This window comes from Levilactobacillus fuyuanensis, from assembly GCF_003946395.1.
Lineage (GTDB): Bacteria > Bacillota > Bacilli > Lactobacillales > Lactobacillaceae > Levilactobacillus > Levilactobacillus fuyuanensis.
In genome coordinates this window covers 1-25,979 of the sequence record NZ_RHNZ01000025.1, presented here as the reverse complement: position 1 = coordinate 25,979, position 25,979 = coordinate 1, and the positions used below count along the sequence as shown (strand labels likewise).

Here is a 25,979-nt window from a genome sequence, read left to right as displayed (position 1 = left end):
GATGACTAACGATGCGGTTAAAGACATTAGAAATTAGCGGGTTCAAGTCCTTCGCGGATAAGACTCGAATTGACTTTTTGCCGGGGATGACCGGCATCGTCGGCCCTAATGGTAGTGGAAAGAGTAATATTTCTGAAGCTGTGCGGTGGGTTTTGGGGGAACAGTCAGCGAAGAGCTTGCGAGGTAGTAAGATGCCCGATGTCATCTTTGCTGGGTCAGCCGACCGCCATCCGCTGAATCGTGCGGCAGTGGCGATTACGCTGGATAACAGCGACCACTACCTGAAGAGCGACTACACGGAGTTAACGATCAGCCGCATCCTGTACCGGTCCGGCGAGAGTGACTATCAAATCAACGGGCAGAATTGTCGGTTGCGGGATATCACGGAGCTGTTAATGGACTCGGGAATGGGGCAAGATTCATTCTCGATTATTTCACAGGGACGAGTCGAGGCGATCTTTAACAGTAAACCCGAGGAACGACGGAACATCGTCGAGGAAGTTGCCGGCGTTTACAAGTACCGCAAGGACAAGGAAAAGGCCCAACGCGAGCTGGAAGAGACCATGACGTACCTGCATCGGGTTGAGGACATTGTGGCTGAGCTCGAGGGTCGTTTGGAGCCGTTGGAGGAACAGAGCAGTTTAGCTGAGGATTATCTGGACCAGCAAAAGAAGTATGCATTGTTGGAAAAGACCCAGTTGGTGCGACAACTGCATACGGAATTGGATCAAAAGGGTTCCGCGGATGCGGCGGTTAAGGAAAAACAACACTTAGTTGCCAATCACCAGACAGCGGAGCGCGACCAGACGACAACGGTTCAGGCGCTCAAGCAGCGTCAGACAGCGTTGCTAGCCAAGAAGGATGACTTGCAGGCCAAGCTGATTGCGGCTACCCGAAAGGTCGAACAGTGTCAGGGACAGGTTAATCTGTCCGGCGAACAACAACGGCACCAAGACGAACAGCGTCAGGCGACCACGGATCAGTTGCAACAGTTACGACGTGAAATTGCGTCGGACCAGGAACAATTAGCCACTACTGAACAGACCTTAAAGGATCTAACGTCGGCCATGACCACAGCCAAGGCCGAGATTCGTGAACTGACCAAGGCAACGGCGCCCAAGACGCTGAGTGATCTGCGGGCTAAGTTGGAACAACTGCGGACGACCTATTTCGATCAGAAACAGAGCGTTGCCAATTGGCGAAACCAGCGGCAGTACATTCAGCAGAATCAGGAACGGTTACTGCAGCAAGGTGAACGGGTCGCTCGACAGCTAGCCGATTTACAGGCGACTGAAAAGACGGCTCAGGCCAAGGTTGATACGGCCACCGCAGCGGCAACGACGCACAAGTCCGAGCTAAACGCGGCGGAACAGACCCTCGATACCGAGGCCGGTCAGTATCAACAACAGCAACAGACCTATCAGCAATTGCAACACAATTGGCAGGCGGCGTTGGAAGTCTATCAACGCGCGCAGACCAAGGCAGCGAGCCAACAGGCGGCTTCGGCTGAATATGGGGGCTTCTACCAAGGTGTACGGGCCATCCTCAAGCAGCGCCAACAGTTCGCGGGTCTCTTGGGGGCTGTTTCAGAGTTACTAGACGTGCCTGAACGTTACACAGCAGCCGTTGAATATGCGCTGGGTGGTCAGCTCCAACAGGTGGTCGTGGATAATGAAACGACGGCGAAGTCCGCTGTGAGTTACCTGCGCCAGCAACGTGCTGGGCGCGCCACCTTCCTGCCGCTGACGGCCATTCACGGGCGTCAGGTTGACCGGACGACACGGCAAAACTTGCAGTCGCTGGCCGGTTTTCTAGGTATTGGGAGTGACCTGGTCAAGATTGACGGCCGGGCCGCTAACATTTTAGAGTACTTGTTGGGGACCACGATCTTTGCAAGCGACCTCGACGCTGCGGTGGCCATTAGTCAGCAGATCCATCACCGTTATCGGGTGGTCAGTCTGGCCGGCGACGTGGTCAGCGCCAGTGGGGCCATTACCGGGGGGCAAGCGCGGCAGAATCACAGCAGCGTGCTCCGGCAACAACAGGACTTGCAACAGTTACAAGCGTCAATCGCTCAGATGAAACCACAGTTACAAGAACAAGAAGCGAAGATTAAGACGACCAGAGCTACCATGTTAGCTAGCGAACAGCGAAGCCAGACGCTCCAGGCGACTATCAATCGGTTACAGCCGCAGTGTCGGCAACTGGATGATGATTTAGCCAGTGCGCAAACTGCGCTGTCTCAAGCCAGTCGCCAGGTCAAGGCGGCGCAATTGGACATCGATCAGGCGAAAAATGCCGGGGATGACCAGCAGGATGCGCACTTAGCCGAGCAGATTTTGACCGGTGAGAAGCAGATTACGGCGACCGAAGCGCAAGTCCAGACCGTCCAGAAACAGATTGAGACGGTCACGGCCGAACAGACGACCAAGCAGGCCCAACTCTCTGAGAAGCAGGCTTGGCAGGCTGGGGCTAAGGAACGCCAGCAGCAACAACGGACGACCTGTGCGGACCTGAAACACCACATTGCAGCGGCCGAGCAACAAGTTGCCACGCTGACCACTGATCTGAAACAACTAGATCAGCGGGAGGCTTTGACGCCGGTTGAAGCCGAGACACAGTTGAAGCAGGCGCAGGCCGATCGGAAAGCTATCGACCACGAACTGGTGGCCAGCAACGAAACGTTGACCACGGTCAACGACCAGTTGGCAGCGGCCGAGGACGCGAACCAGCGGACCAGTGGGCTGTTGCAATTGGCCAACGACGATCTCCAACAGGCGCAGGTCAAGCAGACCCGGTTAGCCGCGTTGATCGACCAACAGCAGAATCAACTTTCCGAGAAGTACCAGCTGAGCTTAGCCGGTGCGGAGACCGAAGTTAGCGACCTCCCCGATACCGAGTTGGCCGTGCAGTTGAAGCTGTTGAAGCGTGGGCTGGATGAGATTGGGACGGTCAACGTGAACGCCATCGCTGAATACAAAGAGGTTCGTGAACGCTACGACTTCTTGACCCAGCAACGCGATGACTTACTCACGGCGCGTGATCAGTTGACCACGAGCATGGATGAGCTCGACGGTCAGGTCAAACGGCGGTTCAAGCAGAGTTTTGATCAGATTGCCGAGAAGTTTGCGGCGACGTTCAAGCAGATGTTTGGCGGTGGTAAGGCCGAGTTGGTCTTGACCGATCCCCACGACCTGTTGACCACGGGAATTGACATCATGGCCCAGCCACCGGGCAAGAAGTTCCAGAATATGGGACTCCTTTCCGGAGGCGAACGTGCCCTGACAGCAATTACGCTATTATTTGCAATTTTACAGGTACAACCCGTACCATTCTGTATTTTGGATGAAGTGGAAGCGGCGCTGGATCCGGCCAATGTGACCCGGTTCGCCCGCTACATTCATCAGTTCCAGGATCAGACCCAGTTCATCGTGATCACCCACCGGCAAGAGACGATGGTCCAAGCCGATATCTTATACGGGGTGACGATGCAGGAGTCCGGCGTTTCCAAGATGGTCGCCGTAGATCTGGATAAACAAACCACGACGGAAGGGAAGCAATCCTAATGGGATTATTTGATATTTTTCGGCGCCGGGCCAAAAAGGAACCGGAAAGCCAAGCACCAGAATCATCAGCCCCAGCCAGCAGTGCTGAAACGCCAGCAAGTGCTGTTGCCACACCAACCAGTGAGGCGGTAACTGCTGAATCGAGCAGTGCCGTCGATAGTAGTGCCGCTAGTTCGGCAAGTGCTGTAACCGAGACGCCAGCATCATCGACGGCAACGCCAGCTGAGGAATCAGCGACGAGTGATGCTGAAAGCGCGAGCGAGACAGTGCCGACCTCTGATACTGCGGCTAGTGAAGCCACGGACACTCCGGAAACTGCTGTGTCTGAGTCAACGGCGGCGGTAACTGAAACGCCGGCCGAACCAACGCCAGAGCCAGCAGTGGCCCCCGTCTCCGAAGCCACACCCGCAGAAGAAACGGCTGAACCAGATTCCGTAGCGAGCGCTGCGACTGAACCGGCAGCCACCGAGACGGTAACGTCTGATGCCCCAGCATCGACTGAACCAGCCACAACTGAGCGTACGACGCCCGCTGAATCAGCCGATCAACCGGTTAGCGATGAACAACTCTACGACAAAGGCCTGGAAAAGACCCGGCACACGTTCGGCGAACGGCTGAACGCGTTGCTGGCGAACTTCCGCCACGTCGATGAGAGCTTCTTCGATGACTTGGAGGAAACGCTGATTGGTGCCGATGTTGGCTTTGACATGGCCGTGAAGCTCAGCGATGAGTTGCGCGACGAGGTTAAGCTCCAGAACGCCAAGAAGTCTGCCGATGTGCAGAACGTGGTGGTCGAGAAGCTGGTTGAGATTTACGATGCGGCCGGTAATGACGAGAGTACTGCGCTGAACATGGCTAAGGAAGGTCCAACCGTGATCCTCTTTGTCGGGGTCAACGGGGTTGGGAAGACCACGACCATTGGGAAGATGGCCAACCGCTATCACCAGGCCGGCAAGAAGGTGTTGTTGGCTGCGGCCGATACCTTTAGAGCCGGAGCCACAGAGCAACTCGACGTCTGGGCCAAACGGGCGGACGTTGACATCGTGACGGGGAAGCCTCAGTCGGACCCTGCCGCCGTTGTCTTCGATGCCGTGCGTAAGGCGAAGGAAGAGGATTACGATATTCTCTTCGTGGACACGGCTGGGCGTTTGCAGAACAAGGTTAACTTGATGAATGAGTTGGCCAAGATGAAGCGGATCATTACCCGTGAAATTCCAACGGCACCACACGAAGTCTTGTTGGTGCTGGATGCGACGACTGGGCAGAATGCGTTGACGCAGGCCAAGTTGTTCAAGGAATCCACCGATGTGACTGGAATCGTTTTGACCAAGTTGGATGGGACCGCCCGTGGGGGAATCGTGTTGGCCATTCGCAATGAACTCCACGTGCCCGTGAAGTTCATTGGGTTGGGCGAACAGATCTCAGACTTGCGGCCATTCGACCCGAACGAGTTCGTTTACGGCCTGTTCAAGGGCCTGATCGATGTTAAAGCGTTGGAGAGATAGTGGGCCGATTAGCTAATGCCTTCGGTTCTGAATCGTCTGACCCGTTGGTATTTATATCGATGATGGGCTTGTCTGTTTAGACCAACAAATGTAGCTGAAAGACTCTCGACTAGAGTAATGGTCGGGAGTCTTTCAGCTTTTTTATTTAAGATGTGTAAAAAAGTAATTTTGTACTAAAATGGTTAGTAGGACTTCAGGTATTGTTTAGTTAACATGGCTGGGGTTGAACGGGAGGAATTTACATGAAAAAGGTTATACAAGGCATTATGGTTATCGGGGTCGGTGTAGGCATTTTAGGAATGTCACATGTGACTGCTTCTGCGAATAGCCAGTATTCTGGTTCACGGTCGAAGTCGGTGCGGCTAGTTTGGCGTAAGAGTATGAAGCAACATGCGTTTACAGCAACTACGGGGGCCCGTTACTCCAGGCACCTGGGTATTCGTTACAGTAATAATGACGTTACCCCAACTGTTACTTGGTACACCGATGCCCATGAAAAATTGTATAAAAAGTATAAAGGGCACAACGCCATTTATTATCACGTTAAAAGTGCGGACGGAACCTTACAAGGCTGGATCTGGCGGGGGTATCTAAAACCGGTTGCTGCAACCGGAGCGACGACCTCTCAGACCGCAACTGTTTCTGAACCGCAGGGGAAATTGGGAAGCAAGAATGAAGACCAGTTCAAGGCGGCCTTAAAGCAATTGTTCCCAGGAACCATCTCAGATGCATCGCTGAACAGGGAAGCTAATTCCGCCGCTTACCCAGTTGATGCTGTCGATGGTGACTACGTTGGTGCCAACCAGACGTTGATTCATTTACGGAATCCCAAGTCTGATGACCAACCCTTCTACTTCCAAGCCTATAAATCACTGTTGAATGTTGCTGGTTATCCAGCAACGGTTCGCGCCAAGTATGCCGGCTGGCACATTGGCATTGACATCCACAATGGCTGGGGTGACGAAGGTGCCAATCGTGGAGATGCTTATATCTACCTAGAACCTGCTAAGTAGATCAGAGTCTATTGCAAAATAAAATTTAAAAAGATAAATATACTAAAATTAGCCCTGTAAAACTAAATCAGTTTTACAGAGTTTTTTTGAATTACAGTAGGGTATAGCACTAAAAATTGTGCATTCTCTTGGACCTTGAGTTTGTATTGTAAGACGATCACTCTTGTCTGCCCAATTCAGTTAAATCTCAATTATAAAATCATGATATAGATGTCAATCTGCTTTTTCTTATAATAAACACCCGCCCAGCTGAAAAAGCGCGCGAAGTCCGTTTTGATACTTCTTCCCCAATCTCACTAATAAACCGGCAGAATATTTCGTCGTTAAAGAACGCGAAAAAAATTGACGAAACCGTTAAAAATCGGTACTCTAGTAGAGTGTGTAAGTGCGTGGATGGGTCCCGTCACACTTTCCAAATAGGGGAAGCATTCCCGGCAGACCGGCAACGGCGGTCGGGGATGGTGATGATCCAGTAAGCGCGGCGTAACTATCTGGGAGGACCAATCATGGAAATTGAAAAAAATTATCGCATTAATTCCTTATTTGCGTTCTACCAGCCGTTGTTGACCGCAAAGCAGAATAACTATATGCAACTGTATTACGGCGACGACTACTCCCTGGGTGAAATTGCCGAGGAATTCAACGTGAGTCGACAGGCGGTCTATGACAACCTGCGGCGGACGGAAAAGATCCTCGAAGATTACGAGGGTAAGCTTCATCTTTATCAAGAATTTACGGCTCGCAACGAACAGGCCGATGAGATTCAGGCATACGTGGCGGATAATTACCCCAAGGATGCCAAACTCAACCGGTTGGTCGCGGGACTTGAAAATCTAGAAGAACAATGAAAGTTAGGTGGCAATACGAATGGCGTTTGAAGGATTAACTGAACGACTGCAAAACGCAATGCGCAAACTTCGCGGGAAGGGGAAAGTCTCCGAAAGTGATCTGCGCGAAACGATGCGTGAGATTCGGCTAGCATTACTGGAAGCCGACGTTAACTTTACCGTGGTCAAGGACTTCGTGAAGCAGGTCCGTGACCGGGCAATGGGTGCCGATGTACTGGAAGGGTTGAACCCTGCCCAACAGATCGTCAAAATCGTTGACGAAGAGTTAACGAAGACCATGGGGGAAGAAGCCGTTCCCCTGAACAAATCCGACAAGATCCCAACGATCATCATGATGGTTGGGCTTCAAGGGGCCGGGAAAACGACGACTGCCGGGAAATTAGCCCGGAAGTTGAAGGAAGAAGAAAACGCCCGTCCACTGATGATTGCCGGAGATATTTACCGGCCAGCCGCCATCGAGCAGTTGGTGCAGGTCGCCCAAGGCATCGATGTTCCTGTCTTCCAATTGGGAACCGACGTGGACCCCGTGGAAATCGTGCGGCAAGGGTTAGCCCAAGCTGAAGCGGACCACAACGACTACATCATCATCGATACCGCCGGTCGTTTACAGATTGACGAGCAATTGATGGATGAATTGGCCAAGATCAAGGCCTTAGCTCACCCCGACGAAATCTTACTGACGGTTGATGCCATGACTGGGCAAAACGCCGTGGCCACCGCCGAAGGGTTCAACGACAAGTTGGACGTCACCGGGGTCGTGCTGACCAAGTTAGATGGCGATACCCGTGGTGGGGCTGCACTGTCTATTCGGGCCGTGACCGGCAAGCCAATCAAGTTCATTGGTCAAGGTGAAAAGATGTCTGATCTGGACGTCTTCCATCCAGACCGGATGGCATCTCGTATTCTGGGTATGGGGGACATGCTTTCCCTGATTGAAAAGACCCAGAAGGAATACGATGAAAAGCAAGCCCAAGAACTGACCGAAAAGATTCAGGAAAATTCGTTTGATTTCAACGACTTCTTGGATCAGATTGGCCAGATTCAAAAGATGGGACCCATGGATGAAATCATGAAGATGATTCCGGGGATGGCCAACAACCCTGCACTGAAGAATGCGCAGATGGACCCTAAGGATATGGAACATTTGAAGGCCGTCGTGTACTCCATGACGCCACAAGAACGGACCAATCCCGATCTCTTGAATCCTTCCCGTCGCCGGCGGATTGCCGCTGGTTCCGGTCGCCCCATCCACGAAGTGAACCGAATGATCAAGCAGTTCAACCAGATGAAGAAAATGATGAACCAAGTTTCCAAGGGGAACATGTCTGGGATGGAACAAATGATGGGCGGCTCTGGTATGGGTGGCATGGGCGGTGGCGCCGGTATGGGCCGCATGCAGAAGATGGCCATGAACCGGATGTCCCGTCAGATGAAGAAAAACAAAAAGAAGCGCCTTAAGAGTAAGAAGAAACGCCGGAAATAGCCTTGAATTTTCAGCTAGCGGTGCTTTCAATTTGAAACTTGCAAAAGAGTAGACGCCGGGAGGTTTATCCGGTATACTATCTCTAAAGCAATTCATAAGGGAGTAACTAGCAGGAAACTCTGCGGCAATATCGTCAGCAAGAAGCCAATCCGGTATTGTCTTAAATAGTGAGACTTATGTGTGTTCACAAATTTTTGTGTGCATGCGTAGGCCTCATTTTTTTAACCTCATTTAATGGTGACTGTTAATCATTATCGCGGGTTAATCAGGTGAGGTCGGCGCACACCATAGGAGGAAATGGAAAATGGCAAAAGCCCCAATTTACCAGCAACCCGTGTCCACTATTTACCAGTCGCTACAGACTGATGCGCAAGGCCTCAGCGCGCAGACCGCGCAGGAGCGACTGGCGCAGAATGGCAAGAACGCCTTGAATCAGCAGAAGACCACATCGCTCTTGCAGAAGTTCATCGCACAGTTCAAGGATTTTATGATCATTGTCCTGATGGTGGCGGCCCTGATCGCCGGTCTGACCGGTGAAGTCGTCGATGCCGTGATTATCCTGGTTGTGGTCGTGCTAAACGCCGTCTTCGGAGTCTTTCAAGAGGCTAAGGCCGAAGAAGCCATCAACGCCTTAAAGGAGATGTCGGCCCCCAATGCCACCGTGCGCCGGGGCAACGTCGTTACGACCGTCAAGAGTGATGAATTGGTGGTTGGGGACATTGTGTTGCTGGAAGCCGGCGACATCATTCCCGCCGATCTGCGGTTGGTCGAGGTGGGCTCACTCAAGGTTGAGGAGTCCGCGCTGACCGGGGAATCTGTGCCGGTTGAGAAGCGCGATGGCATCTTGACGGGCGATGACTTGCCCATCGGGGACCGCGCTAACATGGCGTTTATGAATAGTAACGTCACGTACGGTCGAGCCACCGGGGTCGTGGTCGCCACCGGGATGCAAACGGAAGTCGGTCGGATTGCCGGCATGATTGAAGCCGCCGACGAGACGACTACGCCGTTACAGGCCAACCTGACGCAGCTTGGGAAATCCCTGACGATTCTGATCTTAGTGATTGCGGCCATTGTCTTTGCCATGGGAATGTGGCGGCAGGCCGAGAGCCTGATTGACATGCTACTAACGGCGATTTCCTTAGCCGTTGCAGCAATTCCAGAAGGGTTGCCAGCCATCGTCACAATTACGCTGGCCTTGGGTACCCAGCGAATGGCCAAGCGCCACGCCATTGTGCGGAAGCTACCGGCCGTGGAGACGCTGGGAAGTACCGATATCATTGCTTCCGATAAGACCGGGACACTGACGCAAAACAAGATGACCGTTGAAAAAGTTTATCAGGATTTAAAGCTGGTCGACGCTCACAGCCTGAACTTTGACCGAGACAATCTGTTGGCTCAAACCATGATTCTCAGCAACGATACGAAAATCACTGATGAAGGTTTGGCCGGTGATCCTACCGAAACCGCGTTGGTCCAATACCAAATGGACCGTGACTATCCCGTTGATCAAATCCTAGCCGACCGACCACGGGTGGCGGAGATTCCCTTCGATTCCGAGCGGAAGTTAATGTCGACCGTTCATCCTTTACCCGATAAACGGTTCTTGATCGCCGTTAAAGGGGCGCCGGATGAACTGCTGAAACGGGTGACACAGGTGGCTAAGCAGGGTCAGGCGGCATCGTTGACGGCTGTCGACCGCGAGGCCATCCTGACGACTAATCATGAGATGGCTACGCAGGCCTTACGAGTTCTGGCCTTTGCCTACCGAATCGTCGACGCAGTGCCAACGAATATGACCAGTGCTAACGTTGAAAACGACCTGGTCTTTGCCGGAATGGTGGGGATGATCGACCCCGAACGGCCAGAGGTTGAACAGGCCGTGGCCGACGCCAAATCGGCTGGGATTCGTCCCCTGATGATCACGGGGGACCACCGGGATACGGCGGCCGCCATTGCCACGCGTTTGGGCATCATCGAAGCGGGCGAGACCGATGCCGTGATTACCGGTGCCGAGCTGGACGCCATGGACGACACTACCTTTGCCAACAAGGTCAAGGATTATGCGGTGTACGCGCGGGTCGCGCCGGAGCATAAGGTGCGGATCGTGACAGCTTGGCAGCGGCACGGTAAGGTCGTCGCCATGACCGGTGATGGGGTCAACGATGCCCCCGCACTGAAGGCTGCCGATATCGGGATTGGGATGGGCATCACCGGGACCGAGGTTTCCAAGGGGGCCAGCGATATGGTCTTGGCCGATGATAACTTTTCCACGATTGTCGTGGCCGTTGAGGAAGGACGGAAAGTCTTTGCTAACATTCAAAAGGCCATTCAGTACCTGCTGTCCGCCAACCTGGGTGAAGTCCTGACACTGTTCATGATGACCATGTTGGGCTGGCAAATTCTGGCACCGGTCCACATTCTCTGGATCAACCTGGTGACCGACACCCTGCCAGCGATTGCGCTGGGGGTCGAACCGATGGAACGTAACATTATGAAGCAACCGCCACGTGGCCGGAAGTCTAACTTCTTCTCCGGTGGGGTGCTGGGCGGTATCCTTTACCAGGGACTGCTGGAGGGAGCCATCACGCTGTTTGTTTACTGGATGGCGATTACCTATCCAGTTCACGCCGCCACTAACCTGGCTCATGCCGATGCTCTGACCATGGCCTTCGCTACGTTAGGCCTGATTCAACTATTCCACGCGTTTAACTCCAAGTCGATTCGCGGCTCAATCTTCACGGTCGGCCTGTTCCGGAATAAATTCTTCAACTGGGCCATCGTGATTGCCTTCGCGTTATTAGCCATGACGATCCTGGTTCCGGGCTTAAATGGTATGTTCCACGTCGCTCACTTGGATCTGTTCCAATGGGCCATCGTCCTGGGAGCCTCGTTTATGATGATTGTCATTGTGGAAATCGTTAAGTTCTTTCAACGCCGCGTGGTAAAATAATGGTAATCGTTATTTTACAGAATGTGACCTGAAGGGGTGTGAAGGTAGTGGCTTTAACGTATCAAGCGTGTTTACAAGCAACCAACGTCGTCCTAGCGAGTGGGAGCGTGCCCACCATCGTGGGTGAAGCCGGGATCGGGAAATCCGCGTTAGTCGCGGACCTGGCCCGTCAGCGTCACGCCAAGCTATTTACGACGGTCGTCAGCTTGGTTGAAAAGGGGGATCTGGTGATTCCCGTCCCACCCCTGACGAGCGATTCCTTTGTCCAGACCGAAAAGTATGGGTCACTGGCCGACGTGCAGTTTGGCTATTCTCACACCCTGGTTGCCATGATTCGTTACGCCGAAGCCCATCCGGACCAGGAGATCATCTGGTTCTTAGATGAGTTTAACCGGGGAACACAGGCAGTTCAGAGTGAGCTGATGAATCTCGTGCTGCAACGACAGATTAATACGTTAACGCTACCGGAGCAGGTCCACCTGGTCCTCGCGGAAAATCCCGATGCGACCATGGCCGGGTTCGAGCAGAGCCATTACGGCGTAACCCCCGGGGATGCGGCGATTGCCGATCGGACGACGCGCCTCGTCTTAACGGCGGACGCCACGACCTGGTTGGCTTGGGCAACGCAGACGGTTAACGGCCAGCCACGGATTCACCCACTGGTCACAGCTTATTTAGCGGAAAATCCCGCCGATCTGCACATGGTTGCGACGACCACTGCTACGGCGGACGATGACTTGCAACCGACACCCCGTGCCTGGGAACGGGTCTCACAAGCCTTACACGAATTAGAACAGCAACGACTCCTGAGTCAAACGGCGGTCGTGGCGGCCATCATGCAAGGAAACTTGGGGATGACGGTCGGCACGGCCTTTGCCGGTTACGTGCAGGAGCAACGGCCGGGATTGACCGTTGACCAGGCGTATACGACAGCGGATGCCGTGACCGTCTTTAAGGGTCTTGCGCCGGCACAACAACAACAGATTCTCCGCTTGTGTTTGGCTGCCAATCCCGCGGACTGGCCCCTGACAACGGGGAGCACGGCCCAGCGGTTCAGTGAACTGCTGGCGGCCTGTCCCGCTGATGGTCAGTTTGCGATTGCCCAGCAGCTGGCGGATGAACCGAAGCTTTTGGAACAATTTGCGGCTGTGACAGCGACAACGCCCGGTGTGGCGCAGCTGTATCAGCAGTTAACGGCGATTGGCCGGCGTGGTAGTCAGATCGAGGTGTAGGCGATGACCAGTTTAACGCAGGATTTGAAACGGTTAGGCACGGTATCGACCGCCGACCAGGGCCCGCGGTCGCAAGAGCTTTATCGCAATGCGGTCATGGCCCTGTTGCAGACGGACCCCTTCTACGGCCACGTGCTCAGTCAGCTGACACTTGAGGTCGGTCAGGGGCGCGCGCCGTTAGAGCTACGGCCGACGCCCAGGGATTGGCGGCTACGGTTGAATCCAGAGGCGATTGCCAAACAGAATTGGACCGGGGCCCAGTGGGTAACGATGCTCCGTCACACGGTCCTTCACCTGCTCTGGCAACACCCCCAACGGTATGCCGCCGCGTTACAGACACCGGCGCAGGCTGGACTGGTGCGTTGGGCGACGGATGCCGCGGTCAACGACTACCTGACTGACTTACCAAAACAGGCGATTACCAGTCAAAAGCTCCAACAGTTGATTGGCCAACCGGTCTTGCGGCAGCAGGACTCGGCCATTTATTTTCAGCAATTGCGCCAGTGGCGAGCTAAGCAACACGCCTCGTCACAGCCCAAGCCGGCTGGTGGTCCGGCACATCCTGGAACCGACGCGACACGCCTGACCGCGACCGAGGGAATTGAGCCGACCGATTTAGACGGCCATTCGACTTGGGGAGATGCGGATGCCACCGCCGCGGCAAATCGCGAGCAGTGGCGTCAACAACTCTTCCAGCACACGGCGGATACCTTGACGGCCAAGCAGCGGGGAACGCTCCCTGGGGCCGTTCAGGCAGCTTTGACGCCGACGATTGCTGAGCATCCACTGGATTGGCGGGCCTTGCTTAAACGCGGACTGGGGCAGGTACCAGCGGGACGTCAGCCGGCGTTTGGCCGATTCAACCGTCGACAACCGGCCAGAATGGAATTGCCCGGTCAGATTGTGACGACCTGGCAGAAGGTTTCAGTCTTTGTCGACGAGTCGGGATCGATGGGTAACCGTGAAATTAGCTACCTGCTGGGACAGATGGCCGCGTTATTGGCCGTTTATCCCGCCCAGGTGACCGTTTATCCGTTTGATACGGTCATGGACCCTAACAAGCGCTTTGACCTGCAGCGCCGTCCTCAGCAGCTTACACGGACGGGCGGGGGTGGCACCCGGTTTCAGGCGGTCTTCGATGCCTTGCCCCGACTCCTTCAGGGGGCGAGTGGCCAGCTCGTCATTATTTTGACGGACGGTTACGGGGAACGACATCTACAGCCAACACTGCCGGTACCGGTAATCTGGTTGCTGACGAGTCCCATCGCGGCGTTCTCGGTCGAGTCGGCGCCCGGGACTGTGGTGAGTCTGACGACCGATCCGCAGTGGCAGGCGATAAGGAGGGAAAAGTCGTGACCCAACAGTTAACGGCGGCCGAGTTACGGTCGTTGATTAGACAAACAGCACCGTATCGCAACGCTCATGCCATCTTGGCCGATGAGTGGGGCGCACGGGCTCAGGAGAATCCGTTGTTCCAAGCGCCAATCACCGTGGCCGACCTCCAATTTGCGAAGGATTTACAGGCAGCGGGGGTTAGTTCGGTAAAATTAGATTTCGACGATTACGGGGCCATTCAGCGGTGGATTGCCGCGAATCAACAGTATTTAACCCCGAATGATCGGGCCTGGTTACAGCGTCCTTTCGATTAATTTCGAGGTGTAAAGAAAAAACCCTTTACATCATATCCATAAACTGGTATATTATTACACGTTGAAAGAAATACAGGAGGTGTCTACATGTCAGTTAAGATTCGTTTAAAGCGGATGGGTTCTAAGAAGCGCCCATTCTACCGGATTGTGGTTGCCGACTCACGGAGTCCTCGTGATGGTCGTTTCATCGAACAAGTTGGAACGTACAATCCAGTTACCCAACCTGCTTCAATTACGTTGAAGGAAGAATCTATCATGAACTGGTTGAACAATGGTGCTCAACCTTCAGATACGGTTAAGACTTTACTCTCCAACGCTGGTATCATGAAGCAATACCACGAAGCTAAATACACTAAAAAGTAGTGATTAGCCATGACCGATTTTAAGGCATTAATTCTAGCAATTGTTAGCCCACTCGTGGAACATCCCGAAGCTTTGGTGGTAACACCTCAGGAGACGGACCGGTTCTACGAATATCGGTTAACCGTTCATCCGGACGATATCGGTCGGGTGATCGGTAAACAAGGCCGCGTGGCGCAGGCGATTCGTACAATCGTCTATAGCGTTCGCGTTCAAGGCAATAAACGGGTACGACTCATCATTGATGACCGCCCGGCAAAGACTCTCGAGTGAGGCGGCAACGTTTCCTCGAGTTTTTTTGTACCCCAAACTAAGCGTCACATTAAGCGAGCTGTTCGCCTGCGGCTGCCAGAGATTCTGCCTGCTGTGGGGACCGCCGAGAGCCATAGAGCGGTCTTTCGGCTCGATTTGAAGCCGAGAAAATCACACGTCTTCAAATACGTCCCGTGGTGCTGGCTGAAAAACATCAGCCAACACCACCGCCACGGCTGGCGCCATCTCTGGCCTCCTTCGGCTAAGATAGTCGTGTTAATGCGACGATTAGTTTGGACATAAACCGGTGGGAAACGTCGCTGATAGTGGTAAAATACCATTGCAGTAATCCGCAACTTTATTGTGATCGGTCATGGTGATCATTACGTGAAAACAATTTCTAATTGAATAAACAGTTAAACTTGGTTGAATCAATGTCAGCCGTGAGGGCGGTGAAAATAAACTCAGCCGTGGGAATTCTCTTAGCGACTTGTCGCTTAGAGAATTGGTGACTTTGAAACTCGGTTCTCAGAGGTTCAAAGCAAGTTTCGAGACCGCTCTGTGGCTCGGAACGTCCGCCCACCGCGTCCCGGTTTATTTTCACCGCCTGGTAAGGCGAATTGAAATAACCAAACGACTGATTTAAAAATATAAAATAATCATTTTAAAAAATAGGGAGGCCAATTAGATGGCATATTACACAGTCGGGACCATCGTGAACACGCATGGTATCAAGGGTGAGGTCCGCGTTATGGCGATCACCGATTTTCCTGAGAATCGTTTCGCGGTGGGGTCAACCCTCTACGCTTTTCAGAAGGGCCAGTCCAAGCCCGTTAAGTTGACGATTGCTTCCGAACGGCCCCACAAGAACTTTTACTTATTAAGCTTCGAGGGCAAGCCGTCAATCAACGATGTTGAGATCTATAAGCAAAGCACGTTGAAGGTGACGGATGACCAATTACAACACGATAAGTTACAACCCGGCGAATACTACTACCACCAAATCGTGGGTTTGGATGTCGTCACGGTCGATGGCGAAAAACTGGGGACAATCAAAGAAATTCTGTCACCCGGTGCCAATGACGTTTGGGTCGTTGATCGTCCTGGCAAAGACGACCTGCTGTTGCCGAAGATCGACCAAGTGATTAAGACCATCGACTTGGAGCAACACCAAGTCACGGTTGAATTAATGGAGGGACTCGAGTAATGCGAATCGATGTGTTAAGTCTATTTCCGGATATGTTTTCCGGGCCAATGCACGACTCCATCGTGGGAAAGGCGATTGAAAATGGTCATCTGACCATGCCGGTCACCAATTTCCGAGATTACTCGACCAACAAGCACGGTAACGTTGACGACTACCCCTTTGGTGGGGGTGCCGGGATGTTACTCCAACCACAACCAATCTTCGATGCCGTTAAGGCTACGGAAGAGCAGGCGGCGGCCGAGGGCTTGCCAAAGGGCCGAGTGATTCTGATGGATCCAGCTGGCGTGACATTCAATCAACACGTCGCCGAAGAGTTTGCCCATGAAGAACATTTAACCTTCCTGTGTGGCCATTACGAGGGCTATGACGAGCGTATTCGCTCACTCGTGACGGATGAGGTCTCTCTGGGGGATTTCGTGCTGACGGGAGGAGAATTGGCCTCTATGGTGATGATCGATGCCACGGTGCGGCTGTTGCCCGGCGTACTTGGCAACGAGGAGTCTGCGCCTGGGGATTCCTTCTCTTCAGGACTGCTGGAATACCCGCAATACACGCGGCCAGCTGATTTCCGTGGCATGAAGGTGCCCGATGTCTTGATCAGTGGGAACCATGGTAAGATTGACGAGTGGCGGCAAAAAGAGGCGTTACGGCGGACTTACACGCGGCGTCCCGACCTCATCGACCACAGCAAGTTGACCAAGGAGCAGAAGCATCTGCTGGCCGACGTGCGGATCGAAGAGGAAGAACGTCAGGCTGCTGAGCAGGAGTCAAGAAAATAACCTTTACAGGCATTTCGAGATATGATACACTTACTTTTGGCTGTTTAGCCACAGAAACAACATTCCGCTGTCGAAACTGAGGATGAATGTTGGCGAAAGGATAGAATTGATATGCGCCAAAATAATTTAATTGCAAAGATCAACCAAGAACAATTACGGGACGATGTTCCAGACTTCCGTGCCGGAGATACTGTGCGTATTCACGCCCGTATCGTTGAAGGTACCCGCGAACGTATCCAATTGTTCGAAGGTGTCGTAATCAAGCGTAAGGGTGCTGGCATCCAAGCAACTTACACTGTACGTAAGATCAGTAACGGTGTCGGTGTAGAACGGATCTTCCCATTACACTCCCCACGTGTTGCTAAGATTGACGTTATTCGTCAAGGTCGTGTACGTCGTGCTAAGCTGTACTACCTCCGTGAACTTAACGGTAAGGCAGCGCGGATCCCAGAACGCCGTCGCAACTAGTAACAACTCAAGATACCAATCACTTCGGTGGTTGGTATTTTTTTTGCGCTGAAAAGAGAGCAAATGTGTTTGGTGTTGCTCACTAGTATTTATTAGGGTCATAGCAAAAGCCGATGCTTTTACACTGACCTTGCACGCCGCTTTAATGAAAGCTAGGCAGAATTCTCTTGCTTTCAAACAAGGGATGAATGCCGCTATCCCTTTCGTTGACTGGCGATGTAGTTTTCTACAGTTTCCTTGCTCATATCGCCAAGGGTACTCATGAAGTAGCTTGGAGACCAGAGATGTCCGCCCCAGAACTTCTGAGCCTTCATCTCGGGATGTAATTCAAAGAATAAACGAGCCAAACCGCCCTTGAAGGCTTTGACAACATTGGTTGGCGCATACTTGGGCTTAAAGCTTAGCAGTAAGTGGATATGGTCAGGCATTACTTCCATTTGCTCAATAGTCACCTCATTCAGTCGGGCTATTTTCATTAGAATGTCGGTCATTTCAGCGACTAACTTTGGCGTTGTAAATACTTCATGCCGGCATTTAGTGACCCAGACCAAGTGAAAATGAAAATTGTAAACATAACCTCGTTCGTGAATTAATTCGTCAATGTCCTTGCTCATATGTTATATCTATAAATATTATTATAAGCCCTTCTCTTATAGATACAGTATACTCATATGATATACTACCATCAAGCAAGAGGAGGTGGCAACTTATGGCGAAGACAATGGCCCAATTGCCTTATCATTATGGGGTTAAGGTTAGAGTTTTTCCTTCAACCGAACAAAAACGGTTGATTAGGCGTAACAGTGACGCCAGTCGGTTTATTTATAATCAGATGAACGGCATGAATAATGACCTGTTCTGGCTAAAGCAAGTGAAGATCCCAATTACGCTTGTTTTGGATCGAATCGCCGATCTGGCTGAACGTCTAAAGAAGCCATCAACTGCTATCTCCAATATTCATGGTTGGTTAAATCATCCGGATTTTGACAGTCTGATGAAAGCTAATGCCATTAAGAATTACAAGACTGCCTGGAAACTATTCCACCAGGTCCATCAGGCGGGGACGCCTAAATTTCATAAGCGTGGTTATACTCAGACTTATCAAACGTCTTGTCTCTATGGTGTTAAGGTGATGACACCAGCGATGAACAATGGGAGTGTTAGGTTAACTGATCCCCACCACTTATGGCTACCAAAGCTGGGACGGCTCCGTTTCAAGGGATTTCCATCAAAACTTTTATCACGTGTCGATGATGTCAGAGTTGGTACGACAACAGTCTCAATGGATGCCGTGGGTCATTATTTTGTGTCCCTGCAGATGGGGTCGGAGCATCCCTTCGTTTCTAAGCAACCAGTTATTGAATCTAAAGTCGGCATCGATTTGAATCTTGATAATTTTCTGACGGACTCCAATGGAAAGATGGTTGCGAATCCACGGTACTATCGGATGATTAAGGGAAAGCTGGCTAAAGCCCAACGGAAACTGTCACGGCGAGCCAGACGAGCTAAAAAGAACCAACGATGCTTATCAGAATCCAAGAACTATCAAAAACAACGATTACTAGTGGCTAAATTACAGCTTAAAGTTGCTAACCAACGCAAGAACTTCCTGCATCACGTCTCTACGGCCTTGATCAAAAACCACGATTTAGTCGTAGCTGAAGAACTGCGGGGTAAAAACATGTTACGGAACCATGCTTTGGCAATGAGCATCTCGGATGTCGGCTGGCGAACATTATTGTCTATGCTGTCCTATAAGGCGGATCTGTATGATCGAATATTTTTGACTGTCAATCCCCGAAATACAACGCAAACTTGTAGTCATTGTGGGTACGTCATGACTGGTAGGAATAAGTTAACGTTGGCTGATCGCAAATGGACTTGTCCTAGTTGTGGCACGTTTCATGTACGTGATCATAACGCGGCTAAAAATATATTAGCTAAGGGTTTAGCAACACTATAAAAAACGAGTCCGTCTAGCAACCTGCGGACCTAAAAGGCTTTGGTAATTAGCGGATAAGTCCTCTTCGTAGGCAATCGCTGTATCTAAGCAAATTGTGGTCACCATGCCATGGGGTGTGGTTCTCGCAAGCGTCCGTTTTTAAACGGGCGTGGTTGACGAGCGGAGACAGTTCTGACGACAGGTCGCCCTAACCGATCAAAGTTATGGGGGCGGCTTTTTTATTTGCGATCGTTATGGCGATCGATAAGAATCATTAATGTTGCAAATGCCAGCATTAACGATAGCGTTCGAAAAACACTCACGGGTCGTGAAACCTTTCTTCGGAATTTTCCATAGACCTCACCTCGAAAGGGAAAGACAGCCCCCGCACATAAAACCCCTTGCCTGATCAAGTGTATCAGAAATGAAAGCATTCTTTAGATGAGACGCCTTACAAATATAGTTATCATTCAGCAGCGTACGCGTTAGGCTAGTTCTAGCGGGTACGCTGTTTAAGTGTCGCATTCAATCATACACCAAGTTCTAGTAAGACAGCTGGCCTGAACTAGAAGGCTAGTCTTTATTTACTTGATTAAAGCAAGATGATATTATGAGAGAAATATAATAAATGGAGGTGCTGGTCATGAAACGATTTTTAGTCATGTTATATCCTGGTTTTTGTAATTTTGAGATTGCAGCGTTAACAGAAATTTTGGCCTTTCAGGATGATTGGGAAATGACGACAGTTGCTGCAGAATCCAAGGCGTATACGGGAGAAGATTCTATGGTGGTTTTGGCACAGAAGGACTTTTCGCAGGTTGTGCTGCTAGATTATGACTTGTTGATTCTCCCAGGAATTGACGATTATCACGTACCGCTAAGTGATGTCCGTAACGCAGCTTTTCTAGCACAACTGAAGACAGCGGGTAAACGGCCAATTATTGCGGCTATGTCGAGTTCACCAATTCTACTAGCGAAGGCGGGGCTCTTGGCGGATACGAAATTTACGGGTGGGATTTTTGAAGAAACATATGAAAATAATCCGTTCATCCCGAAACAAAACTTAGTCCGTCAGCCGGTCGTTTCGGACAATGGCATAATCTCATCAAGTTTCCAATTCTTTCGTGAGTTTGCGATTACGGTGGCACGTGCTTGTGGCATTAAGGTCGGAGATAGCTTTTTGGAACCTGCCCGTAAGGATCGGCCATATACTGCAGAAGAGTTGACTTATCATTTTGAAGGCTAGTACTGAGACACGTAATCATTTTATAAATCAAAAATGTAAGCCAAGTAACTTATGGCGTTGCAATATCTGAGAAGGCGGGGATAATCCATGACAAATTGGCAAATAATCTGGCGCTACGTGTTAACCCTACTAAAAGGTGTGTTTATCATGCTAGTCCTGTTGACCTGGAATCTGGAACGTACCCGGACTGGCTGGACGATTCCCGTCACCTATTTCACTATCTGGATATTTCTGAGTTGGTTGCTTTGTTATCCGACGCTACGAAATAAGTATCGGAGTCTTTACAGTAAGAGTGGTGAGCGTTTTGAAACCTACAAGCACCGGGCGTTGACTATGCATCACCAAGATAAAAGGAATAGTCACGTGAACCGCCGATGGACGACAAAGGGGGAGGTCGTCAATCCTTGGGAGTATATGACAGGAGATACTCAGAGTACTGGTCAATTGCCCCTGAATGAATTCAGAGGCTTGTCACTCACGTGTCTGACGACACAGTAGTCCAACATGCCTGTTAAGCACTCCTACTCGTAGTGGCAACATCATCGGGTAATTGACAGCTACCCATTTAACTATCAGGATCTACCTAATAGTCGTTAATTTTGTAATCTTTGGGTGCTTGACGCCGCTCAACCAATCTTGTCCAAGCATCTTAATATTCATTGCCCCTAATCGGTCATCATTACAACGATACTGGCATTGTTCACACCAATATTCGTGAGCCTCGTGATGGCGATTAGTTTTCTCGACCATGCCACATTTAGGGCATCTCTGTGAGGTGAACGCTGGATTAACCTTCACAACAATACTCTGAATGGCCTGAGCTTTATACGTTAAGAAAGATCCTAGCTGGAAGAAAGACCAGGAACGATGGCTGTTTCGTAAGGACTTAGGCAGGTCATCGGTGTTGAATGTCACATTAGTTAAATCTTCCAAAACAAAAAGCGTATGCGATCCATATGCCGTAACGAGTGTCTTAGCTAACCAATGATTCACATCGGTCATCCAGCGGTTCTCTCGTTGAGCTAGTTGCTTTAACTTCTTCTTGGCAGACTTGGTACTTTTTCTTTGTAGTTGTCGACGGGTCTCTAGGAACTTCTTCCGCTTATATAAGACTTTTTGACCGTCAAAGAATAGCGTCTTTCCCGCACTATCAAAGGTGGTTGCTAGAAAGCGCAGGCCACGGTCAATTCCTACGATTTTAGGGCTATCCTTAGCATTAAAGTCACTAACTTCCCGCGTGACACCAATGTGTAGAAACCACTTGCCACAATTATGGACTAATTTTGCGGTACCAAGTTTCCAATTTCCGTGAAAATAGTCTTCGAAGCCTTTATCGGTAAAGTACAGTTTCGTCCGCTTACCCAGGGTGGTGATTGAGATTCGTTTCATCTCATCCACAAAAGAATAATTTCTTTGACGAACTAAATCTGCCTGTGGTCGACGAAAATGGATGGGTTTCACCAACCAAGTCAAGTCCCTGGGAACTTGAACCCATTTGTTGCCCTCGTTCTTATAACGGTAAGGATGTTGTTTCATCTGTTCCTGAACAGCTTTGTACCGCGCTGCGACCGTCCGAAAAACAGACTGGACCATCTGACTGTTCAACTGTGATTTCTGTCTGAGAACTTGGTACAGCTGGTGATTGATTTTTAACCAACTTAACGGAAAATCATGGTCAAATATCCATTGACTGACAATGTTAGCTAATCGCTGGTACTCTCGGCTCATTGTTAAGAAATCTGCCGACTGATTGTTGTCTGGATAGAGTCGTAATTTAATCGTTCGGCCTAATTTAACCAATAGCTACCTCCCCTGAAGATTGGTCTAAGTATACCATGCTTAGCCACTAGATAGGGGAACGTGCGTTTCGTAAAGCGTAAAATTCTAGCATTCATCCTGCAATTGAAATCGCAGGTTTCCTGCTTGGCTTTTAATGAAGAAGGACTTAGTGATCTATCCAGCCATTTTAGCAAAGATGATGCGTATATTTTTGTGCAAGTTCCTGATCTGCAAGGTGGCTATACCCAAGGAACAGATACTTTAAATGCTGTGACGATGACAGAAGACCTGATTGGTAATTTATTGTCGGACAAGACGCAGTATCCGAAGCCATCCCAGCCTGAAGATATCAAATTAAAAGATGGCGAAACGCTTGTCTATGTTTCCGTTGATTTCGCTGGGTTTAGGATGAAGTATTCTCGGACTATTCGTAAAAATGTCACGATTCCAGAATATTTGAACGTGATGGCAAAAGAGCGGAAGGTAAACGTCTCACAAGTGTTAACGGAAGCCTTAAAAGCAAAGCTGGAAGCTTAGTTCGAAAATCAAGAAAAATGATGTTACTTTCTATTTCAATCATCCAAGAATCATTTCGTTTCAAGAAAAAGTGTCCTACAAAAGCAATCGTTATTCAGCAGCGTACCCGTTAGATCACTTCTAACGGGTACGCTTTTTAACGGCCATTTTCGACCACTCATCAAGCCGCACCAGCCACTTATCCCCGAGTCCCAGACAACTTAGCCAATTGGGCCTATTCTTAGCGGCATAGGAGATGGGACAGATGTTATTAGAAGCGAAGCACTTAACAAAAACCTTTGGTAGTCACGTTGCGGTCAATGGCTTGAACTTGCAGATTGGGCGGGGGAGTTTTACGGCGCTACTGGGGCCCAACGGCGCGGGCAAGTCCACGACGATGAATCTTCTGATTGGCCTGACGACACCGAGTCTGGGCCAGGTGAGCTATGCGGATCAGGTCAAACGGGGTGTTGTCTTTCAGAATAGCGTGCTGGACGAGCGGTTAACGGTGACAGAAAACTTACAGATTCGGGCCAAGCAGTACCGGCACGTCGCCAAGACGAAAGTAGCGGCAGTCAGTGCAGAGCTGGGCTTGACGGCCTTTGCTCACCAACAGTACGGCACCTTGTCTGGGGGACAGAAGCGGCGGGTGGACATTGCGCGGGCTCTGTTGAACGATCCCGACATCTTGTTTTTAGATGAGCCCACGACCGGACTGGATATTCAAACGCGAACGGCCATCTGGGATCTTCTGCGCCACCTGCAGCGAACCCGCGAACTGACGGTTGTCTTGACGACGCACTACCTAGACGAGGCCGATGCGGCGGATAGTGTCTATATCATTGATCACGGTAGCTTGGTTGCGGCTGGGACCGCGACGGCTATCAAGACGCGGTACGCTGAAGACGTTTTGCAGGTGACAAGCTCAGATGTCGACCGGTTGCGGGCTCGGCTTACTGTGGCGCCGACAGAGTGTGACGGCAATCGTTTAATCTTCAAACTGTCCTCACCGCAGGACGCCCTCGAGGTGTTAACGACTAACCGAGAGTTGATTACGACCTTTGAGTTTCGACCGGGGACGATGGACGATGCCTTTCTCGCCCTGACTGGAAGGGAGATGCGTTAACATGTTAGCCATGATAAAACGGAATCTGTTGTTATACTTCCGCAATTGGAGCGGCGTCTTCTTCTCCCTGATGGGGGCGTTGATTTCATTTGTGCTATACCTTATTTTCCTGAAACTGAACATGCTAAATAGCTGGTCTCACGTTCCGCACGCAACCCGCCTGCTAGATTTGTGGCTGATTGGGGGAACGCTGGCAATTACTGGGATTACGACGACTCTGACCAGCCTTTCACAGATGGTTATCGACCGGGAAAAGCACGTGACGGCGGACCTACAGTTGACCGATGCCGGCCCGTTACGGCTACAACTGAGCTATTTATTAAGTGCAGCAGTGATTGGCGTGATAATGCAAGTGGCCATGTTTGCCATCATGTTGGGTGACTTTGCACTCACGGATCACGTGACGGTTACCATTTCCCAGGCAATCAATGTTCTGGGACTCATGGTGGTGAGCGCATTGCTAGCGACGACCGTGAATGCCATCCTGATTCAGGGGGTTCGGACGGTGACTAATCTAAGTAAACTTGGCTCGATTGTCGGGACTGCGGCTGGTTTTTTAGTTGGTACCTACATTCCTATTGGGCTGTTGCCGACCTTTGCCCAGTACCTTGTCAAACTCACACCAGGCAGCTACGTGGCCGCGTTGTATCGGCAACTTTTAATGGATGATCGGCTGGACACAATCTTTCGACATGCTCCGGTGGCGCGGTTGAATTTTGAAAAGTTAATGGGCATCCGTCTCGATTGGTCGGGACTGTTGACCCCGTCCGCAACTTACCACATAATAGGGTTAATCTTTATCGGTGCGGTGATATTGACGGTGGGCCCAACTTGGGCGAAGCAGTACCACCAGCGGCGCCGATTGCGGAAACAGTAGCAGGTAGGAGGCGTGGTGCGTGCGGCATAAATTCGAGAAAAATTCTGAGATCGACCCAGCAGATCCGTTGGTCGTGGTTCAAGCCGCTAGCGAGACGGAAGCGGTGCTCGATTTACTGGCGTATTTGGATCGCTATGCGGCCACGCAACCGGGGATGATTGCGGTGAAGACACCGGATCGGCTGGTGATGGTCAAGGTCGCCACGATTATTTCGGCGGAAATTCAGACCGCCACGCTGCTTCTGTACACGACATCGGGGGTAGTGACGACTAAGGAACCGTTACGGCATCTACTGCAGCGGCTGGCCAATCCGAACTTTGTGCAGGTCTCAAAGCACAGCGTGTTAAATTTGGATCATTTGGAGGCGTTGGAGGATAGCTTTTCTGGCAATATGACGGCGACGTTGACGGCAAAAGTGAAGACCGATGTGAGTCGTAAATACGTGAAGGGACTCATGCGGCGGTTAGGCATTTAGGAGGTGACCCTAGTGAATAAAGTGATACGCTATGCCTTGCGGGGCATGGGCTACGGCGGGGTGGCCTACCTTCTGCTGATGGCGAGTCATATGGAGCCGACGGCCAGTAGCACAAAAAGTATTTTGAGTATTTTACTGATGAGTGCGGCTATTGGTATTGTCAGTCTGATTTTTGACAGCGACCGGTTCAGCTTTCCCGTGGCGCTGGGCCTGCACCTGTGTGGCACGTTAGCCTTAGTGTTAGCGATGTTGTTCTACAATGGGTGGCAGTTTGTGTTGGTGACGAGAGGGACATTTTGGATTGTATTTTTCCTGGTGTATATCGGTATTTGGGCCGCAGTTACATTGGATCAACACCTACGTGTCACCAAGATTAATCGGGCCATTGCCGAACGAAATGAAAATAAAGCTTGACGAATTCTAATTGAACGTGTATAGTTATCTATTAGAGTTTAAGAGATGCTAATAAAGAGATTCAGAGAGATTGTTTAGCAAGCCGGAGTTTCTTAGATTTTAAAATGGTCCGCCCATTCACAGGAATGGGGGGCCATTTTTTTGTGTGATTTAGAGTGAATAGGTGCCACGAGAATAGCGAAAATCAGTTCATAATTGAACTTGATTTTTCTCCTCGATTTAAAATTGAAGTGCAACACCTGCTCTACTAGACCAGTTCTTTATTCAGACTAGTCAAAAAGGCCATGAA

General features: G+C 50.8%; 24 protein-coding genes. 22 read left to right on the top strand and 2 right to left on the bottom strand.

The genetic code is table 11. The features are described from left to right. Positions 1-11: 11 nt before the first annotated feature. The 14 genes from smc (at position 12) to rplS (ending at position 17,315) form a co-directional block, all read left to right on the top strand. Positions 12-3,566, top strand: coding sequence for a chromosome segregation protein SMC (gene smc, locus EKM73_RS11480; RefSeq protein WP_125702003.1), 3,555 nt, complete (start codon positions 12-14; stop codon positions 3,564-3,566). Beyond that, positions 3,566-5,071 (top strand): signal recognition particle-docking protein FtsY, encoded by a 1,506-nt coding sequence (gene ftsY, locus EKM73_RS11475; RefSeq protein ID WP_125702002.1) that lies wholly within the window; start codon positions 3,566-3,568, stop codon positions 5,069-5,071. Before smc ends, ftsY begins: the two co-directional genes overlap by 1 nt. A 242-nt stretch (positions 5,072-5,313) precedes the next feature. Further along, positions 5,314-6,084 (top strand): hypothetical protein, encoded by a 771-nt coding sequence (locus EKM73_RS12915; protein WP_225421404.1) that lies wholly within the window; start codon positions 5,314-5,316, stop codon positions 6,082-6,084. 506 nt (positions 6,085-6,590) lie between these two features. After that, positions 6,591-6,932, top strand: a complete 342-nt coding sequence (locus EKM73_RS11465; RefSeq protein WP_125702001.1) for a putative DNA-binding protein — start codon at positions 6,591-6,593, stop codon at positions 6,930-6,932. A gap of 19 nt (positions 6,933-6,951) precedes the next feature. After that, positions 6,952-8,415 (top strand): signal recognition particle protein, encoded by a 1,464-nt coding sequence (gene ffh, locus EKM73_RS11460; RefSeq protein WP_125702000.1) that lies wholly within the window; start codon positions 6,952-6,954, stop codon positions 8,413-8,415. Between the two features lie 304 nt (positions 8,416-8,719). Beyond that, a complete protein-coding gene (locus EKM73_RS11455) occupies positions 8,720-11,368 on the top strand; it encodes a cation-translocating P-type ATPase (protein WP_125701999.1) in 2,649 nt (882 codons plus the stop codon). A 47-nt stretch (positions 11,369-11,415) separates the two neighbouring features. Then, the gene (locus tag EKM73_RS11450) at positions 11,416-12,600 is read left to right on the top strand and encodes an ATP-binding protein (RefSeq protein ID WP_125701998.1); all 1,185 of its coding nucleotides are present in this window, start codon (positions 11,416-11,418) and stop codon (positions 12,598-12,600) included. Between the two features lie 3 nt (positions 12,601-12,603). Further along, positions 12,604-13,956: a vWA domain-containing protein gene (locus EKM73_RS11445; RefSeq protein WP_125701997.1), complete on the top strand. Its 1,353-nt coding sequence runs from the start codon at positions 12,604-12,606 to the stop codon at positions 13,954-13,956. Continuing rightward, entirely contained in the window at positions 13,953-14,249 is a 297-nt protein-coding gene (locus EKM73_RS11440) for a hypothetical protein (RefSeq protein WP_125701996.1), read from the top strand. The genes EKM73_RS11445 and EKM73_RS11440 overlap by 4 nt, the downstream gene beginning before the upstream one ends. An 87-nt stretch (positions 14,250-14,336) precedes the next feature. Next, positions 14,337-14,612: a 30S ribosomal protein S16 gene (rpsP, locus tag EKM73_RS11435; protein WP_020088982.1), complete on the top strand. Its 276-nt coding sequence runs from the start codon at positions 14,337-14,339 to the stop codon at positions 14,610-14,612. A 9-nt stretch (positions 14,613-14,621) separates the two neighbouring features. After that, the gene (locus EKM73_RS11430) at positions 14,622-14,882 is read left to right on the top strand and encodes a KH domain-containing protein (protein ID WP_020088981.1); all 261 of its coding nucleotides are present in this window, start codon (positions 14,622-14,624) and stop codon (positions 14,880-14,882) included. A 667-nt stretch (positions 14,883-15,549) separates the two neighbouring features. Then, a complete protein-coding gene (rimM, locus tag EKM73_RS11425; RefSeq protein WP_125701995.1) occupies positions 15,550-16,068 on the top strand; it encodes a ribosome maturation factor RimM in 519 nt (172 codons plus the stop codon). Further along, complete coding sequence (gene trmD / locus EKM73_RS11420; protein ID WP_020088979.1) at positions 16,068-16,847, top strand: tRNA (guanosine(37)-N1)-methyltransferase TrmD; 780 nt, start codon at positions 16,068-16,070, stop codon at positions 16,845-16,847. Before rimM ends, trmD begins: the two co-directional genes overlap by 1 nt. A gap of 111 nt (positions 16,848-16,958) precedes the next feature. Continuing rightward, complete coding sequence (gene rplS / locus EKM73_RS11415) at positions 16,959-17,315, top strand: 50S ribosomal protein L19 (protein ID WP_020088978.1); 357 nt, start codon at positions 16,959-16,961, stop codon at positions 17,313-17,315. Between the two features lie 194 nt (positions 17,316-17,509). On the opposite strand, the gene tnpA is transcribed toward rplS, so the two are convergent. Beyond that, positions 17,510-17,929: an IS200/IS605 family transposase gene (gene tnpA, locus EKM73_RS11410; RefSeq protein WP_125701994.1), complete on the bottom strand. Its 420-nt coding sequence runs from the start codon at positions 17,927-17,929 to the stop codon at positions 17,510-17,512. Between the two features lie 95 nt (positions 17,930-18,024). Between tnpA and EKM73_RS11405 the strand changes: the two genes are divergently transcribed. From EKM73_RS11405 to EKM73_RS11395, 3 genes are all read left to right on the top strand, one after another. Next, positions 18,025-19,278, top strand: a complete 1,254-nt coding sequence (locus EKM73_RS11405; RefSeq protein ID WP_125701993.1) for an RNA-guided endonuclease InsQ/TnpB family protein — start codon at positions 18,025-18,027, stop codon at positions 19,276-19,278. A 622-nt stretch (positions 19,279-19,900) separates the two neighbouring features. Then, entirely contained in the window at positions 19,901-20,503 is a 603-nt protein-coding gene (locus tag EKM73_RS11400; RefSeq protein WP_125701992.1) for a DJ-1/PfpI family protein, read from the top strand. 87 nt (positions 20,504-20,590) lie between these two features. Then, the gene (locus EKM73_RS11395) at positions 20,591-21,001 is read left to right on the top strand and encodes a hypothetical protein (protein ID WP_125701991.1); all 411 of its coding nucleotides are present in this window, start codon (positions 20,591-20,593) and stop codon (positions 20,999-21,001) included. An 81-nt stretch (positions 21,002-21,082) separates the two neighbouring features. Here EKM73_RS11395 and EKM73_RS11390 read toward each other — a convergent pair whose 3' ends face one another. After that, the gene (locus EKM73_RS11390; protein WP_125701990.1) at positions 21,083-22,303 is read right to left on the bottom strand and encodes an RNA-guided endonuclease InsQ/TnpB family protein; all 1,221 of its coding nucleotides are present in this window, start codon (positions 22,301-22,303) and stop codon (positions 21,083-21,085) included. Between the two features lie 123 nt (positions 22,304-22,426). Here EKM73_RS11390 and EKM73_RS11385 point away from each other — a divergent pair, with 123 nt between their 5' ends. The 5 genes from EKM73_RS11385 to EKM73_RS11365 all read left to right on the top strand — a co-directional run bounded on the left by EKM73_RS11385 (position 22,427) and on the right by EKM73_RS11365 (position 25,690). Then, positions 22,427-22,819: a type II toxin-antitoxin system HicB family antitoxin gene (locus EKM73_RS11385; protein ID WP_225421402.1), complete on the top strand. Its 393-nt coding sequence runs from the start codon at positions 22,427-22,429 to the stop codon at positions 22,817-22,819. A 244-nt stretch (positions 22,820-23,063) separates the two neighbouring features. Then, complete coding sequence (locus EKM73_RS11380) at positions 23,064-23,924, top strand: ABC transporter ATP-binding protein (RefSeq protein ID WP_125701989.1); 861 nt, start codon at positions 23,064-23,066, stop codon at positions 23,922-23,924. A gap of 1 nt (position 23,925) precedes the next feature. After that, complete coding sequence (locus tag EKM73_RS11375; RefSeq protein ID WP_125701988.1) at positions 23,926-24,801, top strand: ABC transporter permease; 876 nt, start codon at positions 23,926-23,928, stop codon at positions 24,799-24,801. 19 nt (positions 24,802-24,820) lie between these two features. After that, positions 24,821-25,276 carry a LytTR family DNA-binding domain-containing protein gene (locus EKM73_RS11370; RefSeq protein WP_125701987.1) on the top strand — a complete coding sequence of 152 codons (456 nt, stop codon included), beginning with the start codon at positions 24,821-24,823 and terminating at the stop codon, positions 25,274-25,276. Positions 25,277-25,288: 12 nt separating this feature from the next. Beyond that, on the top strand, positions 25,289-25,690 hold the full coding sequence (locus EKM73_RS11365) for a DUF3021 domain-containing protein (RefSeq protein ID WP_125701986.1): 402 nt from the start codon (positions 25,289-25,291) through the stop codon (positions 25,688-25,690). The last annotated feature ends 289 nt before the right edge of the window (positions 25,691-25,979 follow it).